This window comes from Oceaniglobus sp. K40-3, assembly GCF_055808395.1.
In genome coordinates, this window is the sequence record NZ_JBVVRW010000002.1 from 28,088 (window position 1) to 52,569 (window position 24,482).

At 63.1% G+C, this 24,482-nt stretch carries 25 protein-coding genes; 18 read left to right on the forward strand and 7 right to left on the reverse strand.

All coding sequences use genetic code 11. The features are described from left to right. Nucleotides 1-127 precede the first annotated feature (127 nt). From AC0L7P_RS18140 to AC0L7P_RS18170, 7 genes are all read left to right on the forward strand, one after another. A complete protein-coding gene (locus AC0L7P_RS18140; RefSeq protein WP_473435570.1) occupies nt 128-2,437 on the forward strand; it encodes a glycosyltransferase family 2 protein in 2,310 nt (769 codons plus the stop codon). Nucleotides 2,438-2,508: 71 nt separating this feature from the next. Next, a complete protein-coding gene (locus tag AC0L7P_RS18145; protein WP_473435571.1) occupies nt 2,509-3,279 on the forward strand; it encodes an LbetaH domain-containing protein in 771 nt (256 codons plus the stop codon). 10 nt (nt 3,280-3,289) lie between these two features. Then, nucleotides 3,290-3,535, forward strand: a complete 246-nt coding sequence (locus tag AC0L7P_RS18150) for a hypothetical protein (protein WP_473435572.1) — start codon at nt 3,290-3,292, stop codon at nt 3,533-3,535. 4 nt (nt 3,536-3,539) lie between these two features. After that, nucleotides 3,540-4,583 carry an AMP-binding protein gene (locus AC0L7P_RS18155; protein WP_473435573.1) on the forward strand — a complete coding sequence of 348 codons (1,044 nt, stop codon included), beginning with the start codon at nt 3,540-3,542 and terminating at the stop codon, nt 4,581-4,583. Beyond that, complete coding sequence (locus AC0L7P_RS18160; protein ID WP_473435574.1) at nt 4,583-4,804, forward strand: AMP-binding enzyme; 222 nt, start codon at nt 4,583-4,585, stop codon at nt 4,802-4,804. Before AC0L7P_RS18155 ends, AC0L7P_RS18160 begins: the two co-directional genes overlap by 1 nt. Nucleotides 4,805-4,816: 12 nt before the next feature. Further along, nucleotides 4,817-5,548, forward strand: coding sequence for an SDR family NAD(P)-dependent oxidoreductase (locus AC0L7P_RS18165; protein WP_473435575.1), 732 nt, complete (start codon nt 4,817-4,819; stop codon nt 5,546-5,548). A 132-nt stretch (nt 5,549-5,680) separates the two neighbouring features. Beyond that, on the forward strand, nt 5,681-5,935 hold the full coding sequence (locus tag AC0L7P_RS18170; protein WP_473435576.1) for a hypothetical protein: 255 nt from the start codon (nt 5,681-5,683) through the stop codon (nt 5,933-5,935). On the opposite strand, the gene rfbA is transcribed toward AC0L7P_RS18170, so the two are convergent. From rfbA to AC0L7P_RS18200, 6 genes are all read right to left on the reverse strand, one after another. After that, nucleotides 5,925-6,830 carry a glucose-1-phosphate thymidylyltransferase RfbA gene (rfbA, locus tag AC0L7P_RS18175; RefSeq protein WP_473435577.1) on the reverse strand — a complete coding sequence of 302 codons (906 nt, stop codon included), beginning with the start codon at nt 6,828-6,830 and terminating at the stop codon, nt 5,925-5,927. The genes AC0L7P_RS18170 and rfbA overlap by 11 nt on opposite strands. Beyond that, nucleotides 6,827-7,684 carry a dTDP-4-dehydrorhamnose reductase gene (gene rfbD, locus AC0L7P_RS18180; protein ID WP_473435578.1) on the reverse strand — a complete coding sequence of 286 codons (858 nt, stop codon included), beginning with the start codon at nt 7,682-7,684 and terminating at the stop codon, nt 6,827-6,829. The genes rfbA and rfbD overlap by 4 nt, the downstream gene beginning before the upstream one ends. Beyond that, entirely contained in the window at nt 7,681-8,721 is a 1,041-nt protein-coding gene (gene rfbB, locus AC0L7P_RS18185) for a dTDP-glucose 4,6-dehydratase (protein WP_473435579.1), read from the reverse strand. Before rfbB ends, rfbD begins: the two co-directional genes overlap by 4 nt. A gap of 4 nt (nt 8,722-8,725) precedes the next feature. Continuing rightward, complete coding sequence (rfbC, locus tag AC0L7P_RS18190; protein ID WP_473435580.1) at nt 8,726-9,301, reverse strand: dTDP-4-dehydrorhamnose 3,5-epimerase; 576 nt, start codon at nt 9,299-9,301, stop codon at nt 8,726-8,728. Between the two features lie 119 nt (nt 9,302-9,420). Then, the gene (locus tag AC0L7P_RS18195) at nt 9,421-10,077 is read right to left on the reverse strand and encodes an ABC transporter ATP-binding protein (protein ID WP_473435581.1); all 657 of its coding nucleotides are present in this window, start codon (nt 10,075-10,077) and stop codon (nt 9,421-9,423) included. A gap of 4 nt (nt 10,078-10,081) precedes the next feature. Then, nucleotides 10,082-11,476, reverse strand: a complete 1,395-nt coding sequence (locus AC0L7P_RS18200; protein ID WP_473435582.1) for a KpsE/RkpR family capsule polysaccharide export protein — start codon at nt 11,474-11,476, stop codon at nt 10,082-10,084. 102 nt (nt 11,477-11,578) lie between these two features. On the opposite strand from AC0L7P_RS18200, the gene AC0L7P_RS18205 reads away from it, so the two are divergent. The 6 genes from AC0L7P_RS18205 (at nt 11,579) to AC0L7P_RS18230 (ending at nt 17,102) form a co-directional block, all read left to right on the forward strand. Further along, entirely contained in the window at nt 11,579-12,391 is an 813-nt protein-coding gene (locus AC0L7P_RS18205) for an ABC transporter permease (protein WP_473435583.1), read from the forward strand. Between the two features lie 6 nt (nt 12,392-12,397). Continuing rightward, the gene (locus AC0L7P_RS18210) at nt 12,398-12,808 is read left to right on the forward strand and encodes a hypothetical protein (RefSeq protein ID WP_473435584.1); all 411 of its coding nucleotides are present in this window, start codon (nt 12,398-12,400) and stop codon (nt 12,806-12,808) included. Then, complete coding sequence (locus AC0L7P_RS18215) at nt 12,766-13,662, forward strand: glycosyltransferase family 2 protein (protein WP_473435585.1); 897 nt, start codon at nt 12,766-12,768, stop codon at nt 13,660-13,662. The genes AC0L7P_RS18210 and AC0L7P_RS18215 overlap by 43 nt, the downstream gene beginning before the upstream one ends. Then, on the forward strand, nt 13,596-14,867 hold the full coding sequence (locus tag AC0L7P_RS18220; RefSeq protein ID WP_473435586.1) for a glycosyltransferase: 1,272 nt from the start codon (nt 13,596-13,598) through the stop codon (nt 14,865-14,867). Before AC0L7P_RS18215 ends, AC0L7P_RS18220 begins: the two co-directional genes overlap by 67 nt. An 18-nt stretch (nt 14,868-14,885) precedes the next feature. Continuing rightward, entirely contained in the window at nt 14,886-15,869 is a 984-nt protein-coding gene (locus tag AC0L7P_RS18225; RefSeq protein ID WP_473435587.1) for a glycosyltransferase, read from the forward strand. A 105-nt stretch (nt 15,870-15,974) separates the two neighbouring features. Then, nucleotides 15,975-17,102 carry a hypothetical protein gene (locus tag AC0L7P_RS18230; protein ID WP_473435588.1) on the forward strand — a complete coding sequence of 376 codons (1,128 nt, stop codon included), beginning with the start codon at nt 15,975-15,977 and terminating at the stop codon, nt 17,100-17,102. Nucleotides 17,103-17,170: 68 nt separating this feature from the next. Here AC0L7P_RS18230 and glmM read toward each other — a convergent pair whose 3' ends face one another. After that, complete coding sequence (gene glmM / locus AC0L7P_RS18235; protein WP_473435589.1) at nt 17,171-18,502, reverse strand: phosphoglucosamine mutase; 1,332 nt, start codon at nt 18,500-18,502, stop codon at nt 17,171-17,173. A 186-nt stretch (nt 18,503-18,688) separates the two neighbouring features. Between glmM and wecB the strand changes: the two genes are divergently transcribed. The 5 genes from wecB to AC0L7P_RS18260 all read left to right on the forward strand — a co-directional run bounded on the left by wecB (nt 18,689) and on the right by AC0L7P_RS18260 (nt 24,481). Then, nucleotides 18,689-19,822 (forward strand): non-hydrolyzing UDP-N-acetylglucosamine 2-epimerase, encoded by a 1,134-nt coding sequence (gene wecB / locus AC0L7P_RS18240; protein WP_473435590.1) that lies wholly within the window; start codon nt 18,689-18,691, stop codon nt 19,820-19,822. A 56-nt stretch (nt 19,823-19,878) separates the two neighbouring features. Continuing rightward, on the forward strand, nt 19,879-21,135 hold the full coding sequence (gene wecC, locus AC0L7P_RS18245; RefSeq protein ID WP_473435591.1) for a UDP-N-acetyl-D-mannosamine dehydrogenase: 1,257 nt from the start codon (nt 19,879-19,881) through the stop codon (nt 21,133-21,135). Between the two features lie 2 nt (nt 21,136-21,137). Beyond that, a complete protein-coding gene (locus AC0L7P_RS18250; protein WP_473435592.1) occupies nt 21,138-22,115 on the forward strand; it encodes a hypothetical protein in 978 nt (325 codons plus the stop codon). A gap of 46 nt (nt 22,116-22,161) precedes the next feature. Continuing rightward, the gene (locus AC0L7P_RS18255) at nt 22,162-23,712 is read left to right on the forward strand and encodes a glycosyltransferase family 4 protein (RefSeq protein WP_473435593.1); all 1,551 of its coding nucleotides are present in this window, start codon (nt 22,162-22,164) and stop codon (nt 23,710-23,712) included. A 163-nt stretch (nt 23,713-23,875) separates the two neighbouring features. After that, entirely contained in the window at nt 23,876-24,481 is a 606-nt protein-coding gene (locus AC0L7P_RS18260) for a hypothetical protein (protein ID WP_473435594.1), read from the forward strand. Nucleotide 24,482 lies beyond the last annotated feature (1 nt).

The window sequence follows — 24,482 nt, forward strand, 5'->3', positions numbered from 1 at the left end:
CCCGCCCTGCCCCCTGCCACTTCGTCGGTTGCGCACAAGCGGGTTTTCTGGCACTTCCGGCCTGTCGTGTTCCTATGCCCCCGGGGGCAGCCGAACGTGTAACCAGAACCAATTCGGATGACGCCAGATGCCCGCAGACCGACCGACCGTCAGCATCCTGATGCTGTGTTTCAACGAGGCCGTGTTCATCCGCCGCGCAATCCGGTCGGTTTTGATGCAGACCTACAGCGGCGCGATAGAGATCGTTCTTGTGGATGACGGATCGTCCGATGGCAGCGCCGCCATCCTGCGCGAGGAACTGAACAAGGCCGCCCGGGACAACATCACCCTGAAAACCGTGACCAACCCGGCGCCCACGGGCAATGCCGATGCCTTTGTTGCCGGCCTTGGGGCGGCGCGGGGGCGCTATTATCACGTTCTGGATTGCGACGATTACTGGATCGACCCTGATAAACTGCTGATGCAGGTCAACCTGCTTGAGGCGCAGCCCGAACTGGCCGGGGTGGGCCACCGCACCATCGTGCGCAACCAGATCGACCGCACCGAAAGCTTTCATCCCGAACAGGAACCGTCAAAGACGATCCTCACCTTCGAGGAACTGGCGGTGGACGGGGTCTATTTCCACACCAGTGCCATGTTGTTCCGCAATGATTTCTATCGCGCTGACACCGACAGCGTCGCGGTGCCCGACATCTTTCACGAGGTGCGCGGCGATACGGTGCGCCTTTACGTTCACGCCACCCGCGGCCCGATCCTTTATATTCCCCAAAGCATGTCGGTCTATGACGACCACGGCGGCGGCATCTGGACCTCGCTTGACTGGCCGGGCAAACAGGCGTTGTTGCGCAACCTGTACGACAAACTGTCCAAACGCGGCTATCTGGCCGGTATGGGCGATGCGGGGGCGACCGCCTGGCTGACCCAGCGCCTGACCGAAATCGCCGCCTATGCCCCCGCCACCCTGCGGCCTGTGTCGCTTTATCCCGGACAGGTGACAGGCGCGCCCCGTTACCGGCTGGCCCGGGTCAGCCACATCGGCAATCTGCGCGACATGGAAATCCAGATGGACGGCCTGGTGCAAGAGGCCGATTACGAGGATGCGCTGCAACTGCTGCAACGGCTGATCACCGCGATCGCCTATGACCCCAACATGGAAAAGGCATCGCGCCACCGCCGCATCGCCAGTTTCGAGGTTGATTGGCAGTGTCGCCGCCTGGGCGATGCCATCGGCGCCAAATACAATATCCTTCCGCAAGAGCCATGCGGCACCGAGGATGGCCCGGTCGTGTTCGTGGTATCGGGCATCGTCGACGATCAGGATGGGCTGTGGCAGGAAACCCGCGATATCATGGCCCTGTATCAGGGTCGTCAGCCGGTCTGCATCATGTCGACCGAACTCTTGCCCAGCTCGCAGGCGCTGTGCAACGCCTTGCGCGAAGAGGGCATCGAGGTGCTGTGCAACAGCGACCCCCTGCTGGAGGAAAAGGCCGCTTGGGTCATGTGGCATCTGGCCCAGCGAAAGGCCGCGCGCATCTTTGTGAACCCGGCGCGCAGCGATGTGGCCCTGATGGCGGGGCTGCGGCGTGAACACAGCACACGCATTCATCTGCTGACCGCCCTTGGCACCGGTTTTGCCCTGGGGCGCCTGAACGAGGTGATCGACGGCTTTGTCGCCCGTCGCCCCTATGACATTGCCTATTACAGCAAGATCGCACCGGGGCGCGAGGTTGCCTATGTGCCATCCTATCCGCGCAAGGGCCTGGCCGATCCCCTGGCCAGCCTGTCGGCTGATCCTCTGGTCACCGTGACGGTCTGCACCGATCCGCGCAATATCGAACAGACCTATGATTACAGCTTTGATCAGGCGATCCCGGCAGTGCTGAATTCCGGCGCGGCGCGCCATATCCATGTGGGGCATCTGTCGGATGCCACGATCAACCGCATCCGCAAGACCCTGGCACAGCGGGGGCAGAACCCCGAAGCCTTCGAGGTACATCCCTATCCCGGCGATCTGACGGTGTTTCTGCGCGATTGCGGCGCCTCGGTGTTTCTTCAGGTCTTTCCCGTTCCCGAACATCGCCCGATGCAGGCGGCCCTGGCGGCGGGCCTGCCGGTGGTGCTGCATTATGGCTATCTGCATCCGATGCTGGCGCTGGATGACATGTGTTATCCGGGTGCCGCCGTCTGGGGCACGATCGGCGAGTTGGCGGCGATCGTGCGCGGCATCGATGGGGCATGGCTGACCCAGCAGCGGGCCGCCATCGAAGAACACCTTGCCAGTTTCGGGTCGGCGACGGCTGTGCTGGCGCATCTGGGCGAGGGCCTGATGGCGCCGGTGCCCGCAGAGCAGATTCCGGCAATCGCGGTTCCCGAAACCTATCACGAGCTGCGCCGCCTGCTGACGCAACTGACATCGCTGACGGTGTTCCGGGGGTGATCGCCGGAGTGGTGATTGCGCCTGAATTTTACGATTATTATTTTATATCAAGTGTATAGAGAATTGATGAGATGGTAAGCAGCCTGATCGACCCCGCCGCCAAGATCGGCAACAACGTCACCTTCGGCCATGGGGCGCGGGTGTATGGCAATGTCGAAATCGGCGATGACTGCCGGATCGGTGATTTCTGTGTCATTGGCCACCCGACGGCAAACCCCGATGGCGCCGCGCCCCTGCGGCTGGGCGCCGGGGCGAATGTCCGCTCGCACGCCGTGATCTATGAAGGGTCCGACATCGGGCCGGGGCTGGAAACCGGGCATCACATCGTGATCCGCGAACAATCGCAGATCGGGGAAAACCTGCGTCTGGGCAATTTTTCCGACATCGAAGGCGCCTGCCGGATCGGTGATTTCGTCCGCATGCACGGCTATGCCCATGTGGGGCGCAACGCGAGCGTGGGCGATTTCGTCTGGCTGTTTTCGCTGACCACCCTGATGAACGACCCTTTGCCGCCCTCGCATCTGTCCGATCCGGTCAGCATTGGCGATATGGCGACGGTCTGTGTCAACGCGCAACTTATGCCGGGGGCGCAGGTGGGGCGCGGGGCCTTTGTGGCCTCGGGGGCCGTGGCCCATGGCATCATTCCGCCGGGCGTGATCGTATCGGGCGCCGAGGGCGAAATTGCCGGTCGTGTGCGGTTCATGATGCATATGGAAAGCCGCACGCGCCACCCCTGGCCACGCCATTTCACCGATGCCTATCCCGAACGGGTGCGCGACCGGATCACCCGCCTTGCCGCCGAAATCGAAGCTGAAGCGGCCGCTGCCGCCCTGAATGACTGAGGAAGACCCGATGGACCGTACCGAAATCCTGAACCTGATGAACACCGTGATGACAAAGCGCGGCCGTCCGCTTTTGGAGGATGAAAGCCAGAACACCCGCGACGCCGGGTTCCGCAGCCTTGATTTTTCCGAAACCGCCCTGCGGATCGAAACGAAAATCGGCCGTGAACTGTCCTTCGATGCGGCGTCGATGCGCCGGATCGAAACCGTAAAGGACGTTCTGGACTTTTTCGAAGACGCGACAAAGGCGGCCTAGGGACGTGGCCACCATCTGTCAGACCAACCGGCTGTTTTTCCCGGCGCAGGGTGTGGTGATCGACTGGGCCGCGGCCCTGTCCGAGGCCACCATTTGGGCCGGGGCGCCCGAAGGGTTCGCCGGTCTGCGGGTGGTCTTTGTGGTGCAGGATATGCGCGCGGCCCTGGCGGCGCTGGCTTATGGCATGATCCACGATCTGGATTGGGGCGTGATCGAAGCGGCGCGGCTCAGCCCCGAGGTCGAGGCGCGCTTTGCCGAGGCGGGTGTCACCCTGATCGAGGCGGGCAGTGGTGCGCGGCTGGGCCAGACGCCCGAGCCGGGCGAGGTTGTTGCGGGCCGGGTGACGGTTCTGACCTCTGGCACCACCGGCCTGTTGAAACTGATCCCGCACAGCCACGCCACCCTGAACACCTTTGACCGGGTGCGCGATCTGCCGGCCAACACCTGGTTTCTGCCCTATCAGATCGGGTCGTATGCGTGGTTTCAGATGGTGTCGCTGGGCCTGTTCGTGCCGGGGCAGGATCTGGTGCCCGGCGATTTTACCGATCTGGCGGCGAGTTTTGAAACCGCCCTTGGTCAGGGATTGGTCAGCGCGGTGTCCTCCACCCCGACCTTCTGGCGTCATGCCCTGATGTCGATCGACGAGGCGGTGCTGGCGGGGGCCGGTCTGCGGATGATTTCGCTGGGCGGTGAAATCGTCGATCAGCCGATCCTTGACCGGCTGGCGGGGCTGTACCCCGATGCCACGATCCGCCACATCTATGCCTCGTCCGAGGCGGGGGCCGCGATCGTGGTCAGCGACGGGCGCGCCGGGTTTGACGCGAAACTGCTGGAGCGCAGCGACCGTGCCATCGCCCTCAGGGTTGAGGACGACCGCCTGTTCATCCGCTCGCCCTATGGCAACCGGGCCGAAACCGGCGGCTGGATCGACACCGGCGATCTGGTCGAGGCGCGCGAGGGGCGGATTTATTTCTGTGGCCGGGCGGGCAATGCGATGATCAATGTCGGCGGGCAAAAGGCATTCCCCCCGACATCGAGGCGCATCTGATGGCCCACCCCGATGTGATCTGGGCGCAGGTGACGGCCCGCCGCGCCCCCATGGTTGGCCACCTGCCCGTGGCCAGCGTGGTCTTGCGCACCCCGATGGACGCGGAAACCGCCGAAACCATGCTGACCCGCCACTGCGAGGGGCGCCTGGCCGAATACGCCGTGCCCCGGCTGTGGGATTTTCCCGATGCCATTCCGATCCGCACAAGTCTGAAAAGCTGAAAAGGCCAAGCCATGCACACCACCGATCAATCCATCATCGTATCAGGCGGCTCGCGCGGGCTGGGCCTGCATCTTTGCGAACGTCTGTTGGGCGCGGGCAACAAGGTGGCCACCTTTGCGCGCAGCCACACCCCGGCCATGGACCGGCTGGCAGATGAACACGGCGATAATTTCTATTTCACCCCGCTGGATGCGGTGGATGCGCCGGGTGTGGCGCGGTTCGTTGCCGAGGTGGCCGACCGGTTCGGTGCGGTAAACAGCGTGGTGAACAACGCCGCCATCGGGCAGGATCAACTGTTGATGCACACCGACATCGACACGATCCGCGGCATTGTCGATGTGAACATCGTCGGCCCCACCATCCTGACCCGCGCGGCGATCAAGCACATGATGCTTCAGGGGGGCGGCAACATCTGCAACATTTCCTCGATCTGCGGTTCGCGCGGCTATGCCGGCCTGTCGGTCTATGCCGGGTCCAAGGGGTATCTGGATGCGATGATGCGCGCCCTGGCGCGCGAAGTGGGTGAGGCGGGGATTTTCGTCAACTGCGTCGCGCCGGGTTTCTTCGAATCCGAAATGTCATCGGTGCTGCGCCCCGAGCAGTTGAACACGATCAAGCGGCGCACGCCCTCGGGGGCGCTGTCCAACGATGAAAACATTTTCAAGGTGGTCGATCTGGTGATTTCCGGCACGACCAACATGCAGGGGCAGGTGGTGTTCGTGGATGGCGGTATCACCAGTTAAGCAGGCCATCGCCCGCGCCTTTGGCGGGCGGGTGATTGCGGATGCGGGGTTTTGCGGCCCCGCGTCGCACGATCATCGGGGGCTGCGCCATGTGTTTGCCGGGGGGAACCCGGCTGGCGTTATGCGCTGGATGTGGAGCGGCGCGATACCGTGCTGGATGCATCGCTGGCGGCGGTTCTGGTGGCCCTTGCCGATGCCCCGCCCCTGCGTACCTGGACCCTGATCGAGGTCGTCGCCAAACTGTTGAACCGCCCCGCCCATCTGGTGCTGGGCGATGCAAAGGCGGGCGGTTTGGCAGAGCTGATCGCGACCGGGCAGATTGAAATCGCACAGCCCCCCGCGCCCCACCACTGGGTCAGCGTGGGGCGGGTGAAAATCAATCGTTAAGCAGGGATTGGAGATAGCGGCCATAATCGTTCTTGGTCATCTGCCCGGCGATTTCGGCCAGATCCTTGCGGTCGATCCACCCTTGGCGAAAGGCGATTTCATCCAGACAGCCGGTTTGCAGCCCCTGACGTTTTTGCAGGGTGCGCACGAAATTTCCCGCGTCCAGCAGGCTGTCGTGGGTGCCAGTATCAAGCCAGGCAAAGCCACGCCCCATGCGCTGCACGTTCAGGCTGCCCTCGGCCAGATACATTTCCAGCAAGGATGTGATTTCAACCTCGCCCCGGGCCGAAGGTTTGACCCGGTGCGCCAGTTCCGGTGCCCGCCCGTCGAGAAAATAAAGCCCGGTCACGGCGTAATTCGAGGGCGGGTCTTTCGGTTTTTCGATGATGTTGGTGACTTTCCCGGCAGCGTCCATGGCCACCACGCCATATCGCTCCGGGTCGGCCACGCGGTATCCGAACACCGTGGCGCCATCGGGCTTGGCGTCGGCCTCGGCCAGCAGCTCGGACAAGCCATGGCCAAAAAAGATGTTGTCGCCCAGCACCATGCAGGAGGGCGCCCCGTCAAGAAATTCCTCGGTCAGGGTATAGGCCTGGGCCAGCCCGCCGGGGTGATCCTGCACCACATAGCTTAACCGCAAGCCCCACTGGCTGCCATCGCCCAGCACGCGCCGGAACTGATCCTGATCCTGCGGGGTGGTGATGATTGCGATTTCGCGGATGCCGGTCAGCATCAGCACCGACAGGGGGTAATAGATCATCGGTTTGTCATAGATCGGCATCAGTTGTTTGGACACACCGATGGTGACCGGATAAAGCCGGGTGCCTGACCCACCGGCAAGGATAATGCCCTTGCGCGCCGTCTGGGGGCGGTCTTCGGGGAAATGGGTGCTCATGTTAAAGGGCCTTTCAAATCGTTCAGAACCTCGGCCAGCCCGGCGCGCCAATCGGGGCGGGCAATGCCGAAAGCGGCGGTCAGGCTGGTGCAATCCAGCCGGGAATTGGCGGGGCGGGCGGCCTTTTGGGGATAATCCGCGCTGGCGATGGGGGTGATTTGGCAGGGCAGGGCGGCCTGCGCCATGATCTCGCGCGCAAACCCGGCCCAGCTTGTGTCGGGGGTGCCCGAGAGGTGGTAAATGCCCGACAGCGCCGGTTTTTCGCACAGATCCCGCGCCATGGTCAGGCAGGCATCGGCGATGGCACCGGCGGGGGTTGGCCCGCCGATCTGATCGTCAACCACGCTCAGGCTGTCGCGCTCACCGCCCAGCCGCAGCATGGTTTTCACGAAATTGCCCCCATGGGCGGAAAACACCCACGACGTGCGCAGGATGCCATGGGCACCACCGGCCCCCGTCACCGCGATTTCCCCGGCCAGCTTTGAGCGGCCATAGGCGCCAAGGGGGGCAGGGGCGGCATTCGGGGCAAAGGGGGCATCGCCCGCCCCGTCAAAGACGTAATCGGTTGAGATATGGATGAACGGAATGCCCAGCCGGGCGCATTCCCGGGCCATGGCGCCGGGGGCCGTGGCGTTGATCAGGGTCGCGGCGGGTTCATCGTCTTCGGCATCGTCCACTGCCGTCCAGCCGGCGGCGTTGATCACCGCGCGGGGGCGGTGGGCGGCAATGGCCCCGGCGCAGGCGGCCGGATCATTCAGATCGGCGGCGGCACGGTTCAGCGCGATGATACCGGGCTGGCGGGTCTGAATTTCCCGCGCGACCTGTCCACTGGCCCCGAAGAGCAGAAAGCTCATGCCGTTTTGCCCAGCCGTTCACCCACCCCGGTACGGGCCTGCAAGGCCTGCCACCAGGGGGCATTGTCGAGATACCAGCGCACGGTCTTTTCCAACCCCTGTTCCAGCGTGACCGAGGGCCGCCAGCCCAGTTCCTCGCGCATGCGCGTTGGGTCGATCGCGTAACGTGCATCATGGCCGGGGCGGTCTGTGACAAAGGTGATCTGGTCGCCATAGGGCCGCTCGGCGGGCTGCATCCGGTCCAGCAGGGCGCAGATCATCCGCACCAGATCAATATTGCGCGCCTCGTTTTCGCCGCCGATGTTATAGCTGCGCCCGGTGGCACCGTTTTGCAGCACCGTCAAAAGGGCGTCGGCGTGATCTTCCACATAGAGCCAGTCGCGCACGTTTTCGCCGTTGCCATAGACCGGGATCGGCTTGCCCGCCAGCGCGTTCAGGATCACCACGGGGATCAGTTTTTCCGGGAAATGGTAAGGGCCGTAATTGTTGGAACAATTGGTCAGAACCACGGGCAGGGCATAGGTTTCGGCCCAGGCGCGCACCAGATGGTCACTGGCGGCCTTGCTGGCGGAATAGGGGCTGTTGGGGGCATAGGGCGTGTCTTCGGTGAACTGGCCGGTGGCGCCCAGGGTGCCGAACACCTCATCCGTTGAAATGTGATGGAACCGGAAACTGTCGGGGCGGTTCGCGGTGCTCCAATAGGCCCGGGCCGCCTCAAGCAAATGAAAGGTGCCGGTGATGTTGGTGTCGATGAAATCAGAGGGGCCGTCGATGGAGCGGTCAACATGGCTTTCGGCGGCAAGGTGCATCACCGCATCGGGCCGGTGGGCGGTGAAAATCCGGTCAAGGGCGGCGCGGTCGCGGATATTGGCCTGTTCAAAGTGGTAAAGCGGGCTGTCCTGCACCGACGCAAGGTTTTCAAGGCAGGCGGCATAGGTCAGCGCATCGAGGTTGACCACATCATGGCCCCGGGCAATGGCCAGCCGCACCACAGCCGACCCGATAAAGCCGGCGCCGCCGGTGACAAGCAGTTTCATTGAATCAGGTCCTTGAATTGGCGTCGTAGGTAAATGGCGATCTGAAATCCGCAAACCGCGGTGCATTGCGATCCTTGGGAGACAGGATTGCCCCCTCGGGGTCAAGGCCCCAGTCGATACCGATATCGGCATCGGCGAAATGCACCGCGCCGTCGCAGTCCGGGGCATAGGTATCGGAACATTTATAAAGCAGTTCGGTGTTGGGGGCGCGGGTCACGAAGCCGTGCAGAAACCCCTGGGGGATAAACACCTGACGGCCGTTTTCGGCAGACACTTCGACCCCGGCCCATTTGCCATAGGTGGGCGATCCGAGGCGCACATCGACCGCCACATCCAGAACCGCCCCGGCCCCCACGCGCACCAGTTTGGCCTGGGCATGGGGGGGCGCCTGAAAATGCAGCCCGCGCACCACACCCATATCCCGGCTGAGCGAATGGTTGTCCTGCACGAAATCCACATCCACCCCGATGGCACGCATGGCGTCACGGTTCCAGACCTCGCTGAAAAAGCCGCGCTCATCGCCGATGCGGCGCGGGGTGAGGATCAGAACCCCGGGTAATGTTGTTTCTTCTACGTGCATTCTCGGGCCTCGGTGGAATCGGATTTTGAAATGAAGGGGCGTTAACCCTACCCTCTTGCCGGGTCATGTATCAGTATATGAGGGCGAAATCATGACTGTCTGTCGCCGGGGCGGGGCGATCAGGCCCGCATATTCCGAAGGTGATGCTTGATTGCATCCTGAATGGTATCGTGAACGATCAGATTGCCGTGTTCAAGAACCACCCCCATCGTACACAGGTTTTCCATCATCCCCATGGAGTGGGACACGACGATGGCGCCGCTGCCTTCCATGCGGCGCTTGAACACCGCGTCGCTTTTGGCGCGAAAGGCGGCGTCGCCCACGCTTGTCACCTCGTCCACCAGATAGGTGTCGAACCGGATTCCCATGCTGACCCCAAAGGCGAGGCGTGACCGCATCCCCGAGGAATAGGTGCGGAACGGCAGGTGGAAATGCTGTCCCAGCTCGGCGAAATCCTCGACGAAATCAATCAGCGCGTCAGTGTCCACACCGTAAACCCGGGCAATGAACCGGGTGTTTTGCAGGCCTGACAGATCAGGGTGGAAACTGCCGGCAAAGCCCACGGGCCAGGAAATGGTCCCGTCCGACACGACGCGCCCCGAGGTCGGGTCCATCGTGCCGGCGATGATTTTCAGCAGGGTGGATTTTCCGGCCCCGTTGCGCCCCAGAAGCCCGACGGAAACACCGGTCGGAAAGATGGCGTTTATCTGGTTGGCCACAGTATTTTTCTGACCTTCGATCCTGAAAACCTTGGTCAGGTTGCGCAGTTCGATCATGGGATCAACGTCTGTCCCGGATGCTGTAATAGATTAGAACGCCCATCAACCATGCCATCAGCAGGAAAAAGCTGGTCAGGGCCTGCAAGGTCCAGCGTCTGGGGAAATCCGAACGTTCGGCCTTGGTGGGTTGGATGTGGGCGGCCAGGTACAGGGATTTGCGTTTTGCCTCGGCCAGGGCGGAATCATAGCTGACCAGAGCCGCGCGGTAGGTTTCCTCGGCAAATTCGCGATCCACGCTCAGCCGTTCGAATTCGGCCACCAGAGTTGCGTAATCCTCGCCGCCGGGGCCGGCCCCGCCGACACCGAATTTCTCGCGTTCCGAAACGATCCGCTTTTTGATCACATCTATGCGGCGTTCCAACTGCTGGATGCGCGGGTCGGTGTCGCTGGCGGAATAGCGCAGCAAGTCAAGTTCGACCAGGGAATCGGCCAGTTGCGCCTGAAAATTGTTCAGAACCCCGGTTTGCCCGGCCAGATCGGCGCCGGGGTCCACCACCTGATATTTCAACCGAAAGGCGGTAAGCGCGCCGCGCGCTTCCTTCAGCCGCTCGACGGCGCGGTTCACCTCGGCTTCGGCATAGCGCGTGGCATCGGCGCGGGCCTCGTTTGACAGATCGTTGATCATGCGGGTGCTTTCCTGCAAAATCTCTGTGGCGATGGCCGTTGCATCGTCGGGGTCAAAGGCCAGCACCTGAAGGGTCATCAGGCCGGTGCCGGTGTCATAGGTAATCTGCACCTTGCGTTTCCAGTGACGCAGCAGATCCTCGATGGTGCCGTCGGGATCATAGGCAAAAACCGGATCTTCGGGCCAGGCCTTGCTGTAGATTCTGGTGAGATCGAGATTCCGGTCGATCTCCGAGACAAGTTCCTGACTCTGGATGAATTCGTAAAGGATATCCGTGTCCGATCCGCCGCCGCCCGACAGTTTGCTGATCCCGCCCAACAGATCGAGCGAGGATGACAATTCTTCCTTGCGGATCGAAAAGGCCACGGTCGAGGCATATTGATCCTTGGCCATGATCCACAGATAGGCCGCCGTGATCACGACAGGCAGCAACACGATCACCACGAAACTCAGCAGGATGCCGCGGTGCCGCTTTTCGAGCTTGGCGGCGCCGGCGATGGGTTTGATATCATCGGCGTCGTCGGACACCGGTTTTGAAGGTGTCGAGGGCGGCGCGTTCCGCGTCAGGGATTTGGGGCGCGTTTTGCGGGCGCTATACCCGGGTTGAGTGGCCGCTTCTGCATCGGGCAGGGATGGTTCCGGCGTGTCTGGCGCCGCTGCCCCGGGCTGTGATTTTTTGTCGCCGGGTGACCCGTCGGTGGGCTGCGGTCTTTGCACACTGCGCAAAAACGGTGCAGTGTCGCCCCGCGTGCCTTTGTCGGCTCTGTCCATGGCGGTTTTCCAGTCCCAAACGCGTGCTAGCAATTTTGTTCTACAGTGGTTTCCTTACCGAACATCCGGTGATACTTCCAGTCACTGTTCCAGGAGTGCCAGATGTCCAAGCAATCGCCCCCCATGCTGGAGCAGGATGCGCTGCGGGCGCGCAAATTTCGCACGGCGCGCACCATTGCCGCCCTGATCCTGCGTGAAATGTCCACGACCCATGGCCGCAATCCGGGCGGATATCTCTGGGCCATCGTCGAACCCGTGGCCGGGCTTTTCGTGCTGTCGGTGGTATTTTCACTTTTTCTCAGAACCCCGCCCCTGGGCACCAGTTTTCCGCTTTTCTATGCCACCGGCTATCTTCCGTTCATGATGTTCAATGATGTGGCGAACAAGATGGCAACCTCGATCAACTTTTCGCGCGCCCTGCTTGCCTATCCGGCGGTTACGTTTCTGGATGCGCTGGTGGCGCGGTTTCTGCTGAACGTGCTGACGCACCTGATGGTGGGGTACATCGTTTTCACCACGCTGATCTTTGTCTTTGGCGCCCGGGTCGAGATCGACCTGTCGGCAATTCTGACAGGATACCTGATGGGCGCCGCCCTTGGTATCGGCATCGGAACGCTGAATTGTTACCTGATGACCACCTTTCCGGTCTGGGAACGGACCTGGCAGATTCTGACCCGTCCGCTGTTTCTCATCTCGGGGATCTTCTTCATGTATGGCGATCTGCCTGCGGCCGGGCAGGATATCCTGTGGTACAATCCGCTGATCCATTTCGTTGGCATGACGCGCTCGGGCTTTTTTGCAAGCTATCAGGATGACTATATCAGTATTGCTTATGTTGCGGTGATTGCCTCGCTGACGTTCTCTCTCGGGCTTCTTCTGCTGTGGCGCAATCATCGCCGCCTGATGGAGAACTGATCCGGGATGCTGCGCCGCCTGGCCGGGCTGTTTGAACGCTATTGCGCCCAGAACCTTGTGATTTCGCGCCCGGGCCTGCCGCTTGTGGTATCCGGGGGCGTGGTTGGCGAGGTGTCGCAGATCACGCGCCGTGGCAACCGGCTTGAGGTAGCGGGGTGGGTGCGGGGCGATCTGGTGAGCCTGCAATGGGGCGATGACCGGGTGTCGGACGCGCCCCGCCCGGATGCGGGCGATCAGGACGCGCCGGGACGGTTCAGCCTTGACATGCCGGTGGGCGAGGGGGCGCTGGTGCTGCATCTTTCGGGGGGCAGGGCGGGGCCTTTGCCCTGCCGCAGATATCGCCCCGTGCCCTGGCCCGGGCGCGCAGGCGGCTGTTGCCCCGGTTCGCCCTTGGTCTGCTGCGCGCAATGCCCCTGATCCTGCGGTGGGCGCTGCGCCGCGATCCGGCCTTGCGCCCGCAGATCCGCGCCGCCCTGGGGTTTCGGGTGCTGGCCACCGCCCGAAAGCTTGACCCAAGGTTGTTTGCCGGCACCACGCAGGTCACGCCGCCCGATCTGCCCGGCGTGACCTGCGTGGTGCCGGTCTATGACGGGTTTGCCCTGCTGCCCGAGGTGCTGGAGCGGGTGGTGCGCAACACCGATCTGCCCTGGCATCTGGTGCTGATCGAGGATGCCTCGCCCGATCCGGCCGTTGGCCCGTTCCTGCGCGACTGGGCCGCAGCGCAGAACAGCCAAAGGGCTGACAGCGTGACCTTGCTGGAAAACCCCGCCAACCTCGGGTTTGTGGGCAGCGTCAATCGCGGGGTTGATGCGGCCCGGGCACGGGGCGGGCCGGTGATATTGGTCAACGCCGATGCCTTTGTGCCGCCCGGCTGGGCCAGCCGCCTGATTGCGCCGCTGGTGCAGGATGCAGGGGTGGCCAGCACGACGCCCCTGTCAAACGACGCCGAGATTTTCTCGGTGCCGGCAATCTGCACCCGCAGTGATCTGGCACCGGGGGCGGGGGATGCCATTGACGCCGTCGCGCGTGGTTTCGCGCCCGGAACGGGCGATGTGACAGTGCCCACCGGCGTGGGGTTCTGCATGGCCCTGGCGCCGGGCTGGCTGAAAAAGGTGCCAGAGTTCGACACCGCCTTTGGGCGTGGGTACGGCGAAGAGGTGGATTGGTGCCAGAAAATCCGCGCCCTGGGGGGCGGCATCTGGGGGTGGCGAACCTGTTTGTGGAACACCGGGGCGGCACGTCGTTCGGATCGAAGGAAAAGCGCCGCCTGATCGCCGCCAACAGCGATATCATCAGCACCCGCTATCCCCGCTACGATATCGAGGTGCAGGATTTTCTGCGCGCCGATCCGTTGATCACCCCGCGCCTTGCCCTGGCGGTGGCCTTGCTGGCGGCGCAGGCCGGATCCCAGCGCGTGCCGGTCTATCTGGTTCATGCCATGGGCGGCGGGGCCGAACAATATCAGGGCAAAAGGCTGGCCGATGATATTGCCCGGCAGGGCGGGGCGATCGTGCTGCGGGTGGGCACCGCCCTGCGCTGGCGGCTTGAGGTGCACAGCGCCGCCGGGGTCGTCACCGGGGCCAGCGATGATTTTTCATTGATCGGGACGTTGCTGGCGCCCCTGACACGGCGCACCATCATTTATGGCTGCGGTGTGGGCGACGTTGATCCGCTCACCATTCCCGATCGACTGCTTGATCTTGCCGTGGGGGATGTTGAAATCGAAGTGCTGTTTCACGACTTTTTCCCGCTGACCCCTTCGTTCAACCTGCTGGGGCGGGACGGGATGTTTCACGGTGTGCCGCAGGATGATTGCAAGGACAGCGCCCATCAGACCCGCCGCCCCGACGGCAGCCCTGTGTCATTGGCCGATTGGCGCGCCGCCTGGGGCCGGTTGATCGCGCGGGCCGACCGGATCGTGGTGTTTTCCGCTGACAGCGCCGCCCATGTGCAAACCGTCTGGCCCGACGCCGCGCCGCGCATCGCGGTGGTGCCCCATGACTTGCATCAGACGGTGGCGCCCATCACGCCCCGCCCGGGCGCCAAACCCGTGGTGGGCATTCTGGGCAATCTCAACCGTCAGAAAGGCGCTGCGCTGATCGCCGCCCTGGCCGAGGCCGCCGCGCAACCCGGTGATCTGTCGTTCATGGTGATCGGTGATGTCGATCCGTCGCTGGCCATGCCGGGCGCGGTCGGGGTTCACGGCGAATACCGGTTACAGGATCTGCCGGTTCTGGTGCGCCGTTACCGGATCACCGCCTGGCTGGTGCCCTCGCTTTGCCCCGAGACATTTTCCTATGCCACCCATGAGGTGCTGGCGACGGGCCTGCCGGTGTTCTGTCTGGATATGGGCGCCCAGGGCGAAGCGGTGCGCAAGGCGGCGACGGGCCATATCATCGCCCGTCACCCGACGTTGCCCGCACAGGCCGGCGCCACGCTGGAGCGCCTGCGCGCCACCTTGTCGCCCGGGGCCTGAGCCGGGGCCGCCCATCCCATGGTGCCGGGTGTTGCGCCTGTCGCCACTTTGGGTCATCCCCATCTGATGACCAAAGGCGCGCCCCATATCACCATCCTGCTGTGTACCTTCAACGGCGCGCGTTTTCTGGGCGCGCAGCTTGACTCCTATCTGGCGCAGACCCACGAAAACTGGTCCCTCTGGATCAGCGATGACGGATCGGATGACGCCAGCCCGGATATTCTGGAGCGGTTCCGGCGTGACCATGGCGCCACGCACGACATCCGCATTCTTCAGGGGCCGCGCCGGGGGCAGGCGGCGGCGAATTTCCTGAGCCTGCTTTGCCATCCCGACCTGCCTGCGGGGTTTGTCGCCCTGTCTGATCAGGATGATATATGGCTGCCCGAAAAGCTGACCCGCGCGCTGAAACAGATGCCCCGCACCGACGATGCGCCGGTGATGTATTCGGCGCAAAGCCATTACATTGACGATGGGGGACAACGCTGTGGCGGGTCGGTCGCGCCGCCCGGGGCGCCGGTCTTTGCCACGGCCACCTTGCAGAATGTCATGGCGGGCCACAGCATGGTGCTCAACCCTGCCGCGCTGGCACTGGTGCGGCGCGCGGGCATTCCCCAAGGCATCGCATATCATGACTGGTGGCTGACCCTTCTGATCACGGCGGCCGGCGGGCGCGCGGTGCTGGACCGGGCGGCGGTCACCCTTTACCGTCAGCATGGGCGCAACGTGCTGGGTGCGCCGGGCGGTCTGCGGGCGGGCCTGTTGCGCGCGCGCCGGGTTCTGGGGCGCGATTATGGCGATTGGGTTGCGGCCAACCTGCGGGCGCTGCGCCGTATCTCGGGGCTTTTGGCCCCTGAACATGCCCGCGCCGTCGAAACCTTTCTTGATGCCCCCGCCCGGGGCGGTCTTGCCCGGGTCCGTCTGCTGCGCCGCCTGAATTTCCACCGCCAAAGCCTCTCGGGTACGCTTTATGTCTATGGGGCGGCGTTCCTTGGAAAGCTTTGACAGGGCGGGGGCATATGCGGGGGCCTGATGGCGCCAAAACAGTTGTTCCCGGTCTGGAGCAATGCGATAAGCGGCGAGGCGAAAATGCCAGGCAGGGAGGGCGGTATGCGTCCCGAAACAACGCGATCAACATCCCAGACACCAAAGTCGGCCCCGACCTGCCGCCTGTTTGCCGCCGAAGGCGTTGACCGGGACATGATTGTCAAAAGGCTCGGGCATTTGCCGCGGGCTGCATTCAGCCTGTCCGACTTTTCCCCCGAGGCCGTGGCAGACGCGCTGGAGAGCGGCGCCGCCCTGGTCATCATTGTGCCCGAACCCCTGCGTGCCCTTGCCCGCGCGATCGAACAGGGCGCGCAACCGTCCACGGCCCTGTCCGGTTGGCACCAGGGGGTCACGGCCATTCTGGCGCTGCAAAACCGCAACCGGCACCGGATATTGCTGGTGGCCGAGGGGTATTTCCTGCCCGCGCCCGACGCGGCCTCTCAGGCTTTGGCTGCACGGGTTTCATCCCAAGGCGCGGCCCCTGCCGAACTGCGCCAGAGTGATACGTTTTCCCTTTGTCTGGCGACGATCGCGTTTCAGTCCTCGGCCGAAAACCCCAGGGTCGCCGCAGAATTGGGGGCCAACCTCCTGCCCTGTGACGATGCGGCCCTAAGCCTCGGGGTTGTCGATACTGTCTTTGCCCTGACCCGGGATGCCACGACGCAGATCGAGACCCTCCAGGCGCGTCTTGACCATACCCGGAAACAGGCCGCCGAGCGAGAAACCACGCTGGTACAGGAACAGGATCTGTACCGCGCCCAACTGGCGCAGCTGCAATCGGAAATCGAGGCATCTGCAAAACGCGAGGCGGATCTGCAGGAACGGATCGACGCGGCCGATCAGCAGAATGCAACGCACCAAAAGGCGCTGCGGGCAGCCGGGGCCGAACTTGGGGGCGTCAAAAAGGCCCTGGCCCTTGCCGAAGAGCGATGTGCCAGAGCCCGGCAAGATGCATCTGCCGCCGAGGATCGCGCCCTGGTTCAGTTCAGGCAGATCAAACGTCTGGGGCGTGAACTGGCGCACAGTCAGGCCCGGCTGGCCGAAACCGGGGCGTTGGCCAGCCAACCCGGCAGGCAGGAAACATATCCCGAAACCGGACATACCAAGGCGCCGATGTCGCAATCCCGCGCGCCGGGCCAAACCATTGCATCCGGCAAGCAGGGGTTTTGGAAGCGCCTCACGCAGAAATAAACAGATCGCCCGTGTGGCGCGCGCGGCGCATCAAACAAGTCTTTCGCTGCCGGATTATCCGTGGCCTGTCACCTTATCAGGTCGGCGATATTTTTGATTATGCTTTGCAGTTTGTTTTGGTCGGGGCCTTCGCCCATGAGGCGGATGAGGGGTTCGGTTCCGGATTTGCGGATCAGGAGGCGGCCTGTGTCGCCCAGTTGTGTTTCGCCGTGGGCGATGGCGTCGCAGACGGCGGGGTCGCTCAGCGGGTCGGTGCCGGGGGCGAAGCGGATGTTTTCCAGGATCTGGGGCACCGGGTTGAACACGCGCAGCAGGCGGCTGGCCGGATCGCCGCTTTCCTTGAGCATCGCCAGCACCTGCAACCCGGCAACCAGCCCGTCGCCGGTTGTGGCGTGATCGGTCAGCACGATATGGCCCGATTGTTCGCCACCAAGATTGTACCCGCCATCGCGCATTTCCTGCACCACATAGCGGTCGCCCACGCCGGTGCGTTTCAGGGTGATGCCCTGCCCTGACAGATGGTTTTCCAACCCCAGGTTCGACATCACGGTGGACACCAGCGTATTGTGGTTCAGCCGCCCCGATGCCGCCCAGCGGGTGGCCAGCAGGCCCATGATCTGATCGCCGTCCACCACGGTGCCGGTTTCGTCCAGCACGATGATCCGGTCCGCGTCGCCGTCCAGGCAGATGCCGATATCGGCGCCGGTGTCGCGGATCATCTGCGCCGCGGCCCCGGGCCGGGTCGAACCGCAATCCTTGTTGATGTTGTAACCATCGGGCGAAACGCCCATGGAAATCACCTCGGCGCCCAGTTCCCACAGCACCTTTGGCGCGGCTTTATAGGCGGCCCCGTTGGCGCAATCCAGCACCACCTTCAGCCCGTTCAGGCGCACCCGGTCAGGCACTGTCGTCTTGGCATATTCCACATAGCGCGAGGCGGAATCGTTCAGCCGCGTCACCCGGCCGATATGGTCGGGGTCGATATCGAATTCCCCGGTCGCCAGCAGGGCTTCGATGTCATGTTCGATCTGGTCGCTCAGCTTGAACCCGTCGGGGCCGAAGAACTTGATCCCGTTGTCGTAATGGGGATTGTGGCTGGCCGAGATCATCACCCCCAGATCGGCGCGCATGGAATGGGTCAAAAGCCCCACGGCCGGTGTCGGCAAGGGCCCCAGCGCGAAAACATCCATGCCCGCAGCCGTGAACCCCGCGGTCAGCGCGTTTTCCAGCATGTAGCCTGATCGCCGCGTATCCTTGCCGATCACCACGCGGCGGGTCTGGGCGCTGGCCTTGAAATAGGTGCCGACCGCCGAGGCAAGGTTCACCATGAAGGCCGCGGTCATCGCACCGGTGTTGGCGCGCCCGCGAATGCCGTCGGTTCCGAAATAGGTCCGGCTCATCTGAATATATATCCTCAGCTCGATAATGCCCTGTCTTAGGGTGGCGGGCCAGCCAAGACAAGGTTTGTAAACCATGGCTGCCGGCGCATCTCTGCCGGGCTGAAAGGCCGGTCTTTTGGGTTGTCTTTACAGGTCAAACTGGTACATCGCTACAGCTTGAAATACCTTTTTCAAGGCTTTTGAATTATGAAGATACTCATTGTTTTCGGCACCCGCCCCGAAGCCATCAAGATGGCCCCGGTGGTCAAGCGCCTGCAGCAGACACCCGGCATCGACGCCCGGGTCTGCGTCACCGCCCAACACCGCGAGATGCTGGATCAGGTGCTGGAACTGTTCGCGATCAAGCCCGATTTCGATCTTGATATCATGCAGCCGGGTCAGGATCTGACCGATATCACCGCCCGCATCCTGTCGGCCCTGCGCGACATTCTCAGGGATGGCGGGTTCGACCGTCTTCTGGTGCATGGGGACACCACCACCACCATGGCCGCCGCCCTTGCCGCGTTCTATGCCAAGGTCGAGGTCGGCCATGTCGAGGCCGGTCTGCGCACCGGCGACATCTATGCCCCCTGGCCCGAGGAAATGAACCGTTCACTGGTGGGGCGGATCGCCACGCGCCATTATGCGCCCACCGAAACCGCCCGCGCCAGCCTGCTGGCCGAAAACGTGGCCGACGACAGGATCATGGTCACCGGCAACACCGTGATCGACGCCCTGCACGAAGTCGTGGCGCAGTTCGATGCGGATCCGGACCTTGATGCAAAGATGGCCGCGCGGTTCCCGTTTCTGCAAGAGGGGCGGCGCATGGTTCTGGTCACCGGCCACCGGCGCGAGAATTTCGGCGACGGGTTTGAACGGATCTGCACCGCGCTGCGCGACATCTCGCAGCAGGGCGATGCCCAGATCGTGTATCCCGTCCACCTGAACCCCAATGTGCAGGAACCGGTGAACCGGATCCTCGGACCGGCCGAAAATGTGCATCTGATCGACCCGCAGGATTACCTGCCCTTCGTGTGGCTGATGCGCCGGGCCCATATCGTGATCACGGATTCCGGCGGCGTGCAGGAAGAGGCGCCCAGCCTTGGCAAACCGGTTCTTGTCATGCGCAACACCACCGAACGCCCCGAGGCGGTGGCGGCGGGCACCGTGCGTCTGGTGGGCACCGACGCCGAAAAGCTGACCCGCGAGGCGCTGAGCCTGCTGAACGATCCCGCGGCCTATGGCGCCATGGCGCGCGCGCTCAACCCTTATGGCGACGGCCATGCCGCACAGCGCATTGCCGATGCGCTGGCCGCCGAAGGCGCGGCGCAATCCAACTGATCCCCGACCGGCCGGTTTCAGGCCGGCCGATCCCCACTCTCATGAAAGAGGTTCTCATGTTTGATCGTATTTCCATGATCGGTCTCGGCTATATCGGCCTGCCCACCGCCGGCGTCTTTGCCGCCCATGGCACCGAAGTCATCGGTGTCGATGTGTCGCCGCGGGTCGTGGACACGATCAACCGGGGTGAAATCCATATCGTTGAACCGGAACTGGACGGTATCGTCCGCAAGGCGGTGGAAAACGGCAAGCTGCGCGCGACCCTGACGCCGGAACCCGCCGAGGCCTTCATCATCGCCGTGCCGACACCGTTCAGGGGCGATCACGAACCCGACCTCTCCTATATCGAATCCGCCGCGAACATGATCGCGCCGGTGCTGAAAAAGGGCGATCTGGTGATCCTGGAAAGCACCTCGCCCATTGGCGCCACCGATCAGATGGCGGCATGGCTGGCCGCGGCGTGCCCCGGGCTGTCCTTTCCGCAGGATGCAGGCGACGATGCCGATGTGCAGATTGCCCATTGCCCCGAGCGGGTGCTGCCCGGTCAGGTGGTGCGTGAACTGGTGGAAAACGACCGCATCATCGGCGGGATGACCGCCCGCGCCAGCGAAATGGCCGTGGCGATGTATAAAAAGATCGTCAAGGGCGACTGTGTGATCACCAACGCCCGCACCGCCGAGATGTGCAAGCTGACCGAGAATTCCTCGCGCGATGTGCAGATCGCCTTTGCCAATGAATTGGCGATCATCTGCGACAAGTTCGACATCGACGTGTGGGAGCTGATCAGCCTCGCCAACCGCCATCCCCGGGTCAATATCCTGCAACCGGGTGCGGGCGTGGGCGGGCATTGCATCGCGGTGGACCCGTGGTTCATCGTCGCCTCGGCCCGCGACGAGGCGAAACTGATCCGCACGGCCCGCGAAGGCAACGACAACAAACCGGTCTGGGTGCTGGAAAAGGGCAAGGTCGCGATTGCCGAGGCCCTGGCGCAAGACCCGTCGCGGTCGATGAAGGACATCAAGGTCGCCTGCCTTGGCATGGCGTTCAAACCCGACATCGACGATCTGCGCGAAAGCCCCGCCCTCCAGATCACCGAAGCCTTCGGCAAACTGGGCTGTCAGGTGCTGGCCGTCGAACCCAACGTGCACGACCTCCCCGAAAAACTGGCCCCCCTGCCCATCACCCTGACCCCGCTGGAGGAAGCCCTGAAACAGGCCGACGTCATCTGCGTGCTGGTCAAACACCGCGAATTCACCAACCTGCACAAAACCCTGACAAACCATGCCCATGTAATCGACGTCGTCGGGCTGTAAGGGTGAAACTTCTGCTGCCGCTGGATTCGCGGCTACGTGAAACACAAGGTTTCGCCCTTCTCGACACCGAGGGGGGCGCCCCCTTTCTGGCATGCACCGCAGAGAAACTGCCCTATGCCCGCAAGGGGTTTCGGGGTGCCTGTTCCGTGGCGCCGGGTCTTCTGGCAGTTTGCACTTCGTTTTCGCTGAAGTTCTATCGTCTGTTTCGTAATGATGACGGGTCACCGGGTTTTGACTGTACCCGGCAGGTTCAACGCCCCGAATGGCTTTTGGGGCGGGGGGCCAACGCGGATCTTCATATTCCCTACATGGATCCCGACAGCGGCGAATTATGGCTGGCCAATTCCTATATGGATTGCATTGACCGCTTCACTCCGGGTGGCGATTTCATTGCCCGGAGGTTCCTGTGGGAAATCAGCCCCGAAATTGATCGGTTGGTGCGCAAACGAGATCCAAAGGCCGCCGATCTGTGTCATCTGAACTATTTCGGTCGGATCGGATCGGACAGCGTGGCCATGCTGGGCAATATGAACGGGACCAAAGAAGGCGCCCTTTTGTCTCTGGACAGTGGTGAAATTCTGTTGCGGGGGCTGGGTCGACCCCATGATGGCATCTGGCACGGTGGCGATTTCATCATCACGGAAACAAGCCGGCATCGCCTTTTGATCTATGAAAAAGCGGGATGCGCGGCTGATATTGTGCATTGCACGCCCCGGATCGTCGATCTGCGCCTGAAAGACGCGGTATCCATGGACAATCAGTTCTGGCTGCGCGGATTGCATATCGAAGACGACAGAATATATGTTGGCTGCAGCCAGTTTCAGGATCGTGAAACCCGCGATGCGGGAATCATCGCGTCGCAGATCATCGAAGTTGATCGTCTTTCGGGCTGTGTTCTGCGACGGCTGGATGTTCCGCAATCATCCGAGGTGCAGAACCCCGTCATCTATTCATTGTTGGACTTCGACGCTTTACTCTGAAGGAGATCCCCTGCGCGTCGGCCCTTCGGAAAGTACGACAAGGCATATGACAAATATACCCCGGCTGACGGCCGCTCTGCCCTATCTGATGCGCAGAGACCCCCACTACGATCCCAGTTCCTTTTTGCAGCAGGCGCTGGTGCAGAAGGGAACCGATAAGGAACACGCCGCCCTGGCGCAACTTGCCCTGGATTTCGGGGCGCGTGGGGCGGCGCGGGCGGCGATCGCGCAGTTGGACGGGGCCGCTGCCGCGCCGCTGCGGGCGCGGTTCGATCATATGTGGGATATTGTCGATCTGCCCGCGGCCAATGCGCCGCAGGTCGAACCTGTTCCCGGGCGCGTTGCCTGTATGCTGTATTCCAGCCTGCCGTATCTTTCCACCGGGTATGCCATCCGCAGTCAGGCCCTGGCGCAGGCCCTTGGCCGGGCGGGGGCCGATGTGCATTGCGTCACGCGGCCCGGTTTTCCATGGGATGAAGCCCCCGACATCCTGAACCGGCCCGCGCCGGACCGGGCGGGGCAAATCGATCATGTGAACGGCATTCCCCATCACCGTCTGCCCGGCGCCGGGCTGACCCGCTGGGAAGATTACCGCGCCTATGTTCTGACGGCCACCGATGCGCTGGTCGCCTGTCTGCGCACCATCCGCCCCTCTGTGGTGATGGCGGCCTCCAACCATATCTGTGCGCTGCCTGCCCTGCGTGCGGCCCGTGTTCTGGGCCTGCCCATGGTCTATGACATGCGCGGCATGTGGGAGCTGAGCCGCGCCGCCCGCGAGCCCGCTTTCATGACCAGCCCGCGGTTCTTTTACGAACGGTCCCTGGAAACCGCGGTGGCGACGGGGGCAGATCATGTCTTTACCCTGTCCCCGCCCCTGCGGAATGCGATGATCCGGCGCGGGGTGCCGGCGGGGCGGATCAGCTATCTGCCCAACGGTTGTGATCCCGCGCCCCCCGTGCCGCACCGCGCGGCGATGATGCGCGCCAGGCTTCAGATTGCCCCGGACATGCCCGTCATCGGCTATGCCGGCAGTTTTCCCGCCTATGAAGGGCTGGAGGATCTGATTGCGGCGGCGGGGGTGCTGCGCGACCGGGGGCATGAGTTTCGTCTTGTGCTGGTGGGCGATGAAAGCGGGACGGGCCGGCACGGCGCCCCGCGCGGCCAGGTCCTGATGGCCCAGGCCGAGGATCTGGGCCTGGGCGACCGCATCATCCTGACCGGGCGGATCGACACTGCGGTGGTGGCAGAGTTTCTTGATATGTTCGACATCGTCGCGGTGCCGCGCCGGTCACTGCCCGTGACCGAAACGGTTGCCCCCCTGAAACCGGCCGAGGCGATGGCGGCGGGGCGTGCGGTGATCGTATCGGCAGTGGGCGGCATGGCAGGAATGATCGAGGACGGAAAGACCGGGCTGATCGTTCCGCCCGGCGACACCATTGCGCTGGCCGATGCCGCCGAACGCCTGCTGCGCGACCCGGATCTGCGCGCCCGGCTGGGCCATAATGCCCGTCAAAAGGCCGAAACCACGTTCGACTGGGGCAAAATCGCCGCGCGGATGCATGAAATCCTGCGCGCCACCGCGGCCTCTTTCCGCTGACGCCCGGTATCTGTGCCGCATTTCCCGGAATGTGGTTGTCACCGCCCCCACCTTGTTGAAAGATTTCCCCCGGGCAAGTACGGCAACAGCAGAGAGCATCTGCGACACGACAGAAAGAAGACCCATGGCATACGGCAAGATCGAAAAGCCAGGAGCCCCCTTCATGTCGAAGGACGAGGCGGCACATCTGACCGAAACCTATCGCAATGCCCGGGTCATTCTGGAGTACGGCTCGGGGGGGTCGACGCGGATCGCATCACAGATGCCCGGCAAGCTGATCTTTACCGTCGAAAGCGATCTGAAATGGGCGCTGGAACTTGAGGCCGAGATCGAGGCTGGTGATCCGGTATCGCCCGTCGTCATCTATCCTGTCGATATCGGCCCGGTCGGCCCCTGGGGGCGCCCCCTGAGTGTGGACGACTGGCGCAAGTACCAAAGATACCCTTTGGCGATCTGGGACGAACCATTCTTCCGCCATCCCGATCTGATCCTGATTGACGGGCGGATGCGCTGTGCCTGCCTTGCCCATGTCATGCTGCGCATCGAAAAACCGGTGACGGTGCTGTTCGATGATTACGGGGCGCGCCAGCAATACCAGAACACCGCCCGGCTGATCGAACCCCTGCGCCAGATCGGCACGATGGCGCATTTCGAAATCACCCCCGACAGCATTCCAAAACACGAAATGGGCTTTGCGATCTCGCAGTTCTTTCTGGGGTCGATTCACGGCGAAGGCGAGAAATTCTATCGCGATGACAATATCCTGTAGT